This is a genomic window from Actinomadura rubrobrunea NBRC 15275 (assembly GCF_001552235.1).
Classification (GTDB): domain Bacteria; phylum Actinomycetota; class Actinomycetes; order Streptosporangiales; family Streptosporangiaceae; genus Spirillospora; species Spirillospora viridilutea.
Window position 1 is genome coordinate 48,450 of the sequence record NZ_BCQU01000041.1, and the last position, 8,255, is coordinate 56,704.

Consider the following 8,255-nt stretch of genomic DNA (forward strand, 5'->3'; position numbering starts at 1 on the left):
GAAGGCAGCGAGGTTCTGCGACGATCAGCGGTCGTCCGCTTCCGCGGCGGTGATGGTGTCGTGAGGGCCGGCGAGTCCAGGTGGCCTGGCTTCTCCCGGTGAAAGGGCATTGGACAGGATCTCGATGCAGGCCCGCGCGTGCAGTACCTCGGCGTTGATGCCGATGGCCGACAGCGACCGCACGGCGTTCTCCGCGCGGCGGGCCAGCAGATTGGCGGTGACGTCGCGGGCGCGGCTGCGCCGCACCGGCCTGGCCTCGGGCTGCTCGCGGAGCACCAAGAGCACATGCCGGATCAGCAGGTCACGCGAGGTGTTCAGTTCCCGCAGGTAGCCAGCGTGTTCGAGTGCGGCCTGCTCAAGAGCTGGATGCGCCAGCTGAGGAGCGGTGTCTTCGAGCCGATCGATGAGTCCGCCCAGGTCGGCCGACCGTGCCTGCACCAGGATCTGTACGGGTGCGTCCAGCGAGTTCAGCCACCGCCCGAACATCGCCACCAGCGACGCCTGTTCCGCCGGGGTGCGTAGCGTGAACGACACCGTTCCGGCGCGTACGAGGATGGCGGTCCCGCCGTCGGCAAGCTCAATGACGCCGTCCTCACGGATCGCGCGGACTGGAAGCTTCAGCGGGCCTGGCATTCGTCCGCGCAGCTTGCACCACGCTGGGAGCGGTGCCACTCCCTCGGGTGCGGCGACCAGCGCCTTGCGATGACGCATGTGATGGAGGCCAGCGAGAACGAGCCGGTCCAGGCTCAGCCCGTCGCGGCGTCCGAGCGCGAGCGCGCAACCGACGGCGACCATGGGGAACACCACAGCTGCGATCACAGGTAGGGGAAGGTGATCCTGGGCGAGGAGATACACCCATGCGGCCAGTAGTCCTGTGCCGCCCAGGATGAGCGCCTGTCGGGCCGTCAACCCCGCGATGAGCTTGTCGGGCATCTCCACATCAGCAGGGATCTTGGCGACCAGCAGCTCGTCGTCCGGCGTGGTCATCGCCTGCCTCCTCTCCGGCGCCGCGGCCGGTCAAGCCGCAACACCACATGCCGTGCGGGTCTGGTGCCGCGCTGTGCTGGTGGAAACGCCCTCTGCCGCCGACCACCGTCTGCAGCAGCCCGAGCGCTTGGCTGGGCATGCGGGACTCGCTTGGCCGGTGTTCCGTACGTCGCCTGCGGCTGTGCGGGGTGCGGTCTTGCACCGGGAGCCCTGTGGTCGCGTCGGTGCTCTGGACGTGGACGCTCGCCTCGATGCCCGTGCTGTGGACCTGTGTGATGCCGTCCGTAATGGCTGCGGTGGCGCCGCTCCGGTTGGTCACCGCTGTGCCTGTTGGCCGGCGTCGGGCCCCCGCCAGGATGACGTGGCCTGGGATTGCCAGCGGTGCCTCCAGGGCTGCTGCCAGGGCCGCCTCCCGGCTGCCACCCGCCCGGCCCAGGACGGGAACGCGGACCACCGCCCGGCCCGCCCCGGTGCTTGCCCGTGTGGGTGGCTCGGCCACCACGCACCGCCCGTCCGACGGTGCTGATCGCCGCGCTGACCGTCCGGTACACCAGAAACGATCTGACCAGCTGCCCGAGCATGCGCGGCTGAGCCGAGCGCCAGATGGTGCGGGCCACCCAGGACGGAATGCGGATCATGACCCACAGCAGGCAGATCACCAGAAGTACGTCGATCAGGTCTTGCTCGGTGGTCGGAACGCCGTGGAAGGGGCCGTCGTCCTTGGTATCGGCGAACAGCACCTGGAGCGCGGAGACCAGGACCAGTGATTGGCAGACCTGGATGGCGAGCATCCCGGTGATCCCGCGCCACCACAGCCGTGCGATTCCGTCCGTCATGGGCAGGGCGTGGAACATCAGGGCCAGTGGCGCGGCGGCGATCAGCACCATGGTGATGGCCAGCCGGGCGACGTAGATGAACGCCACGATCAGCGCCAAGGCCACTGCCACCAAGGCGACGAGGACGAAGAAGGTGCCGACGGTGTTGATGGACGCCTCGACACCGTTGCCGAGAACCGTACCGGCCTGCGCCGGGTCGATCTTGTTTCCTCCGGCGGTCAGGAACGCCTTGGCAAGTCCGTTGGCCAGCAAGATTCCGTGCCCGATGAGAATCAGGCTGAGGTTCGAGGCCAGAAACGCCAGCAGCAGCCGTGGCAGCAGCTCCTTGGGAGACAACTCGCCTGGCAGGGACTGGCCCGCCATGAGCAGGATCCCGGTGATGGTGACCATCAAGAGGAAGCAGGTGTTGGCGATCCACTGAGAGGTGCCCCACAGCTCCCGGGCTCGCTTCATCTCCGGCGAGTCGATTTCGGGCGTGCCCAGCACGGTGGTCGACAGGAACGCGAAGGTCGGCTTGGACGCCGACTCCACCAGGTCCCGAAACCATCCGGTGACCGCGTCGCCGGCCATGCACGCAAGGTCGGCGAAGCCGCACTTCTTGCGCGGTGTGCCGATGTTGTCGTGCGAGGAGCCAGGGGCCTGCACCTTCGGCTCCACGGTCCCAGGCGTCTGCGCTGGTGGGGAGTTCAGACTGCCGGCCGGTGCGGTCGGTGACGGCTCGGGCGACGCGGGTGTGGCCGCCATGTGCACTCCCGCGCTGGCTGCGGCAGCCCGCGAGAGGCCTGGAGTGACACCGGTGACGAGCAGCGCGGCACCGATCATGCCGGCCAGGACCATCACCAGGAGGACCCGACACCGGGGACGAGGGCCGGCCATTCATGCCCCCACGATCTTTCTCAGAATCTGCACCAGCACGGGGGCCAGAACCGCGATGCCGTAGCCCAGCGCGGCGTGCCTGAGCGTCTTTTTGGTCGCCTCCACTTCGCCGGGATCGCCTCCGGCCAAGATGTAGCGGACGCCGCCGATGGTCGCGAACAGCGTCGCCAACCCCACCAACAGGCCGACCAGCACGTTCCGCAGATTGGTGATCACCTGGTTGAGGTCGGCGACCGCGACCAAGTTCGTGGCCGCGCCGGCCACCTGCGGCACCAACGCCACCCAGGAGCCGATACCGGCAGACCACAGCGCCACGGCACCGGTGAGACGAACCCAGCTCACCCCTCGGCGCGCCGGGCGCCGCCGGGACGAATCTGTCTGCATTGAGCAACTCCCACGAGTTGACGAGCAAGGAAACGCCCAGGGCAGGGAAAGTCCGCAGGCCGCGATGGCCAGGCTTGCGGGTGTCCTCCTTCGAGGTTCTCGGAGGAGCGGTGTGCAACGGGGATCGAGTGGCCGTCTCAGCCGGACCGTCGCGATGCCCGCGGACTTCCTCGTCGCCCTCTGAAAGCCCGGCTACCAGTAGAGATTCCGATCCAGGCCACCAGAATTGGACGTGACTTTGCCGTCCTGAATGGCCGCGGTGAGCCGTTTCTCGGCCCGCGCACGCCGGTCGTACAAGCGTCGCGGCACCTCACCACGCTCACGGGCAAAGGCGCTCAGTGGAACCTTCTCCAACCGCGTGACCCCGATCAGCTCCGCTTCCTCGCGGGTGATGACGCCTTGACGGACGGCGTCGGCGAGCACCAGATCCTCATGCCCGCCTACCGGACGCGGAGCGACCGCCGACAGCGTCTCGTCGAGGAGAGGAACGCAGTCGGCCGCCTGGCGGCGGGTCTTCACGGCGGCGCGTTTGGCCGCCCACAACAACCGCGGAGCCACCGAGTGACGCTCCAGGTCGACGCTGGCCAGACCGGAGACGAAGGCGGTCAGGAGCGAGGAGATGACGTCCTCGGCGTGCGCCGCGGTCAGGCCGCGCAGTAGACGTGCGGCGATCTGCTTGAGCCCGGGCATGGCCACCCCGACACAGCCGATCGTCCACGCCGGCCCATCCGATCGGGAGCGGCGGACCAGTTCCCGCCAGGCGGCGTCGCGCGCGGACAGGTCCGTGGCCGGATGCAGCAGTAGCGCCCGTAGTTCCCGCAGATCGATGTCCCGGGCCGGAAGACCATGCCCGATCACCGTCCCATCGAGGGCCAGTGGCGACGGGCCGCTCACCAGGAGATCGAAGTGTTGGTCGGCGAGATCAAGTGCATTGCACCACGCGGAGTCGTACTGCTGCTCATTCGAGGTGAGGTTGGAGTGCATGACAGACCCCTCAATGCTGAGAGTGGATCGGACGCCGCCAGTCCTCCACCCTCGTTCGGGACTATCTCGGGATCTTTTCGGGACCGCTTCGGTGGGCTCGCTCTGATCCTGCAGCCCTCAACTTCACCTCTGACCTGCAGAACCTCGGGCGCGGAAGAGGCGACCGGGGCCTTGAGTAAACACAGAACAAGTCCCAAACCCCGACCTGACCAGCCACGACTGCAGCGTCAATGCACGTTCGTAAAGCATTGTTAATTCGCCGGTACCGCCCTCACGCATCGAGGAGAAATGCCTGTCTTAGGCGTTGAGGGGGCAAGCGCCCTGCTCTGGTGATTCGTCCAGGTGGTTGGCGGACTCTTTACGAGGGACGCCCGGAATGAGTCTGCCCGGCAGGGCTTTCAGAGGTGCGACAGGGATCGAGCGACCGCTCCGGGTCACCGCATGATGAATACGCCATCCAGCTTCGGGTCCTCGAACCCGAACAACCGGCGAGCGGGCGTGAACGCCAAGAATCGGCAGCTGCTACCACTGACGGTCTGGCTGTGTCCCGACACCGCCTACGAAGCGGGCACCACCACGGCAGGCCAAGATCACCAGCGGGCTGAGCTGTGTCTGCGCCACACGCGAGCCGTGGGGACCGAGCTCGCCCGCCAGCTGATCTCCACATGCACGCCTCAAGATGCTGTCGTGGCGGAGGCCTTCACCTCCAGCGACGCCACCCTTCGCGCAGCCGCCGAACTCGACCGGCGGGCGATCGCCTGCGTACCCCATCTCCCGCTGGCTCGGTACATCGGTGGACGCCTTCGCGCCGACTGCTCACCACAGCAGCTGTCACGGATCGCGATGCGTCCCTGCCGACCCGATCAGATGCATCGCGGTCTGGCAGATTACGCCGGCGAGGTGGCCCTGGTGATCGCGGCACCGCCCCCATACTCTCTGGGCAGTCCGACCAGTGCAGGTCGGTGCCCGGGCTGCCTGTCGGACGCCTTGACCGGCAGCGAACTGCGCATCGACGGCTTCCTCTTGGCGGCCTGGCGCATCCTGCGCCGCGGCGGCCACCTCGCCCTGATCACCACATCCCGGCACGAGAAGGGACGCTTGGTCGACCCGGCACCCCAGATCATCCGGCAGGCCAGAACACTCGGATTTCGATACTCCCAGCACGTCATCGCCCTGCGTGTCCCTGTCCAAGGCGACGAACTGCTCGTACAAGCCAGCCCTACACAAGTGGCACAGCTTCGTGACACCAAATCGCGCGCCTTGCCGCCGGCCGTCAGCGTGCATGCCGATGTGTGCCTGTTCACCAAACCACCCGCAACCCGTGCCGGCGGCAAAGGGGCAGACCGATGAGGAACGCCGCCGCCCAGCGGTCAGCGAAGGAACCGTGCCGATCGGCCCGTCCAAGACTCTCGGTTCTTGCTACCGCACAACGACCCTCCCGACAGCAGCGCCAAGGCCGGTACGTGCCCGAGTCGATGAAGCACCCGGCCCGCATGCTGCCCGCCATAGCCGCCCACGTCATCACCGACTACACCGACCCTGGCGACCTGGTTCTCGACCCCATGTGCGGGATCGGAACGACGCTGGTGGAGGCGATCCACCTGGGCCGCGACGCCGCAGGCATGGAGTACGAATCCGACTTTGCGCACCTGACGTCGCGGAATCTTCAACACGCCGAAGTCCAAGGCGCGACGGGGACGGCACGGGTGGTGTGCGGAGATGCGCGCAACATCACCGCTGTGTTCGCCGAACTGCGAGGCAAGGTCGCGCTGGTGCTGACGTCGCCGCCCTATGGGTCTCACACGCACGGGCAAGTCAGAACCAGACGGGACAACGGCGGTGGACAGATCAAGAAGACCAACTACCGTTACTCCAGCGACCCGGGCAACCTCGCCCACTGCGGCCTCGAGGAACTGCTGACCGGATTCGGACGCATCCTGGCCGGCTGTGCTGAGCTGCTTCAACCCTTCGGGGTGGTCGCCGTCACTGTTCGCACCATCCGCGTCAGAGGCGAGCTGATCGATCTTCCCGGACGTGTCGTCGAGACCGCGGAACGTTCCGGGCTGGTGTTGACCGATCGGCTCGTGGCCCTGCTGTGCGGACTGCGGGACGGCCGCCTCGTCAATCGGGCTTCCTTCTTCCAGATGCTCGAGACCCGCCGCGCCCGAGACAAAGGCATCCCTGCCTGCGCGACTGCACACGAGGACCTGCTGCTGTTCCAACGCATCACCGACCTCCACACAAACTCCGAGTGAGTGCACCGATCCCATTGCAGACGTTGTCCGCCGACGGAATCGCCGCTGAATCCGGACGGATTGCTGCTGCCGCTTCCTGTAGTGGCAGGCTCGCGCGCACTGGCGAAGAGGCGGCGTCATGGAGAAGTGGGGCCCTGATGGAGCCTTGACGCTCACGGGTGAGGTGAGCGTGCATGCGCACGTGACCGTCGCCGTTCGCATGATCGCCTGACGGCGAGGCCTGCCGTGTCCTTGGCCTCCTCCGATGTCGTCACGGTGAGGGACCGGTGCACGGCGCTTTGCGGGACACCCCACCTTGCCGCAAGCCACGAGAGCGCGTCCGCTCTCTTCCGTGCAGCCAGGTTCGGACGTTCATGCACGGAGTGGTCACGAGATGCGACAGCAACGATCGAACGGAAGAGCCATGTCATCCATCAGGCCAGATGGCGGCACGGTCCGGAAGACCGACCACCCGGACCAGAACGGAACCGAGCTTCACACCGACAAGACACGTGGGACGGTGCGGTTCGCCTTCTACGGTTGCACGCCGCAACGCGCGGAAACCGGCCGTATCACCCACGTGCAGCGTGCCCAGCAACGCGCCGTCGCCCAGGAGGTGATCAAGCAGTGCGGCGGACAGATCGTCGCCGAGTTCTTCGACACCTACACCCGTCACTGGACCGCCGACATCCCACCGGATACCCACCGGCCCTGGGGACAGCGGCCCCACGCCCGCGCGCTCATCGACGCCCTCACCACCGACACCTTCGACGCCGTGGTGATCGGCGACCTCAGCGCCGCCACCTTCGGCAGCACCAGCGTGTGGGACGTCGTCGAACTCCTGCGCCAGCATCACAAGACGCTGTGGGCTCCAGGCATCGAGGGTGCGCTCGATCCTGACGACCTGGCCCAGCTGCTGCTCGTCAAGGTCGTCACCGGCACGTCCATCCCGCGGCTTCGAAGTGCGGACCAATGATGGGCTGAGCAGTTCTCCGAGCTAGCCGGCCGTACCGGACGGCTCTAGTGGCCATTCGGTACGGCCGAGCTGCCTGTTCTCGACTCCATGCGATCACTCACAGACTCGGCGAAGGGAGGCTGCATGACCGATCCCTCCACCAAGACCGACCACGGCCGTGCTTGCCGTCAACGCCTCGAGCGTCCTCAATGTTCGACAAGGCGGCCGCGTCGGCGCTGCCGACACACCAAGACTCGTGGTTTGTCAGCCGAAGAGGTCCGCAACCTGCCCGTGACCATCGACCTGCTCACGGCCAGTCGCGCGCTGGGAATCGGGCGCACCAAGGCCTACCAGCTGGCTCGTACCGGCCAGTTCCCATGCCGTGTCTGGCGGGTGGGGCGCAGCTACCGGGTCCGCACCACTGACCTTCAGACATTCCTCGGCATGGAAACCGCGAGACGCTCGCGGCGGTCGGCATCGCGGCGAAAGGACAGATGAGCATGGCCGCCAAAGGGCGCACCTTCAAGATCTGCGGGTGCCGGAACGAGACGGGAAAGAGGCTGGGGAATCGGTGCCCGAAGCTGCGCCGCGCCGACGGCCGATGGAGCACCACTCATGGCACCTGGAGCTACCAGCTGGAGCTGCCACCCAATAGTGATGGCAGTCGGCGTGGCCCTCTGCGACGCGGCGGATACGCCAGTCAGGACGCCGCCGAGGCGGAGATGAATCAGGTCAAGGAACTGCTCGCCATCGCGGCGGACGACGCCGCCATCGCTGTGCAGATCGCTGACCTGATCGTGGCCACTGTCCGGGCGACCAAGCAGCTCCCCGCTGCTGAGGAGGTGCGGCGCAAGGTTCGGGCCGGCCAGGACCTTTCGCAAACGATCACGGTAGGGGAGTACCTGGACCAGTGGCTGGCCGGGCGCAAGGCCCTTCGTGAGAGCACGCGTCGCAGCTACGCCAATCACATCCACCTCTACCTGAAGCCCCACCTGGGGG

General features: G+C 67.0%; 8 protein-coding genes and 1 pseudogene. 5 read left to right on the plus strand and 4 right to left on the minus strand.

Annotated elements, in window-relative coordinates:
* Positions 1-24: 24 nt before the first annotated feature.
* The 4 genes from AR3_RS14825 to AR3_RS14840 form a co-directional block, all read right to left on the minus strand.
* A complete protein-coding gene (locus AR3_RS14825; RefSeq protein ID WP_067914580.1) occupies positions 25-987 on the minus strand; it encodes a PrgI family protein in 963 nt (320 codons plus the stop codon).
* Positions 984-2,480, minus strand: a complete 1,497-nt coding sequence (locus tag AR3_RS14830) for a TrbL/VirB6 family protein (protein WP_067914582.1) — start codon at positions 2,478-2,480, stop codon at positions 984-986. The genes AR3_RS14825 and AR3_RS14830 overlap by 4 nt, the downstream gene beginning before the upstream one ends.
* A gap of 219 nt (positions 2,481-2,699) precedes the next feature.
* Entirely contained in the window at positions 2,700-3,014 is a 315-nt protein-coding gene (locus tag AR3_RS14835) for a pilin (protein WP_245637889.1), read from the minus strand.
* 261 nt (positions 3,015-3,275) lie between these two features.
* On the minus strand, positions 3,276-4,067 hold the full coding sequence (locus tag AR3_RS14840; RefSeq protein ID WP_067914584.1) for a hypothetical protein: 792 nt from the start codon (positions 4,065-4,067) through the stop codon (positions 3,276-3,278).
* Between the two features lie 498 nt (positions 4,068-4,565).
* Between AR3_RS14840 and AR3_RS30590 the strand changes: the two genes are divergently transcribed.
* The 5 genes and pseudogenes from AR3_RS30590 to AR3_RS30595 all read left to right on the plus strand — a co-directional run.
* The gene (locus tag AR3_RS30590; protein WP_169803839.1) at positions 4,566-5,417 is read left to right on the plus strand and encodes a hypothetical protein; all 852 of its coding nucleotides are present in this window, start codon (positions 4,566-4,568) and stop codon (positions 5,415-5,417) included.
* Positions 5,414-6,322, plus strand: a complete 909-nt coding sequence (locus tag AR3_RS14845; protein WP_083951530.1) for a TRM11 family SAM-dependent methyltransferase — start codon at positions 5,414-5,416, stop codon at positions 6,320-6,322. The genes AR3_RS30590 and AR3_RS14845 overlap by 4 nt, the downstream gene beginning before the upstream one ends.
* A gap of 403 nt (positions 6,323-6,725) precedes the next feature.
* Positions 6,726-7,277 (plus strand): recombinase family protein, encoded by a 552-nt coding sequence (locus AR3_RS14850; RefSeq protein WP_067914586.1) that lies wholly within the window; start codon positions 6,726-6,728, stop codon positions 7,275-7,277.
* A 123-nt stretch (positions 7,278-7,400) separates the two neighbouring features.
* Complete coding sequence (locus tag AR3_RS29695; RefSeq protein ID WP_083951531.1) at positions 7,401-7,754, plus strand: helix-turn-helix domain-containing protein; 354 nt, start codon at positions 7,401-7,403, stop codon at positions 7,752-7,754.
* Positions 7,751-8,255 (plus strand): annotated as a pseudogene (locus AR3_RS30595) (tyrosine-type recombinase/integrase); the annotation flags it as partial. The gene AR3_RS29695 and the pseudogene AR3_RS30595, both read left to right, overlap by 4 nt.

Excerpts from the sequence above, each read along its gene's own strand:
- AR3_RS14825 (WP_067914580.1), bottom strand. The coding sequence starts at position 987 with ATGACCACGCCGGACGACGAGCTGCTGGTCGCCAAGATCCCTGCTGAT.
- AR3_RS14840 (WP_067914584.1), bottom strand. The coding sequence starts at position 4,067 with ATGCACTCCAACCTCACCTCGAATGAGCAGCAGTACGACTCCGCGTGG.
- AR3_RS14845 (WP_083951530.1), top strand. The coding sequence starts at position 5,414 with ATGAGGAACGCCGCCGCCCAGCGGTCAGCGAAGGAACCGTGCCGATCG.
- AR3_RS14850 (WP_067914586.1), top strand. The coding sequence starts at position 6,726 with ATGTCATCCATCAGGCCAGATGGCGGCACGGTCCGGAAGACCGACCAC.
- AR3_RS29695 (WP_083951531.1), top strand. The coding sequence starts at position 7,401 with ATGACCGATCCCTCCACCAAGACCGACCACGGCCGTGCTTGCCGTCAA.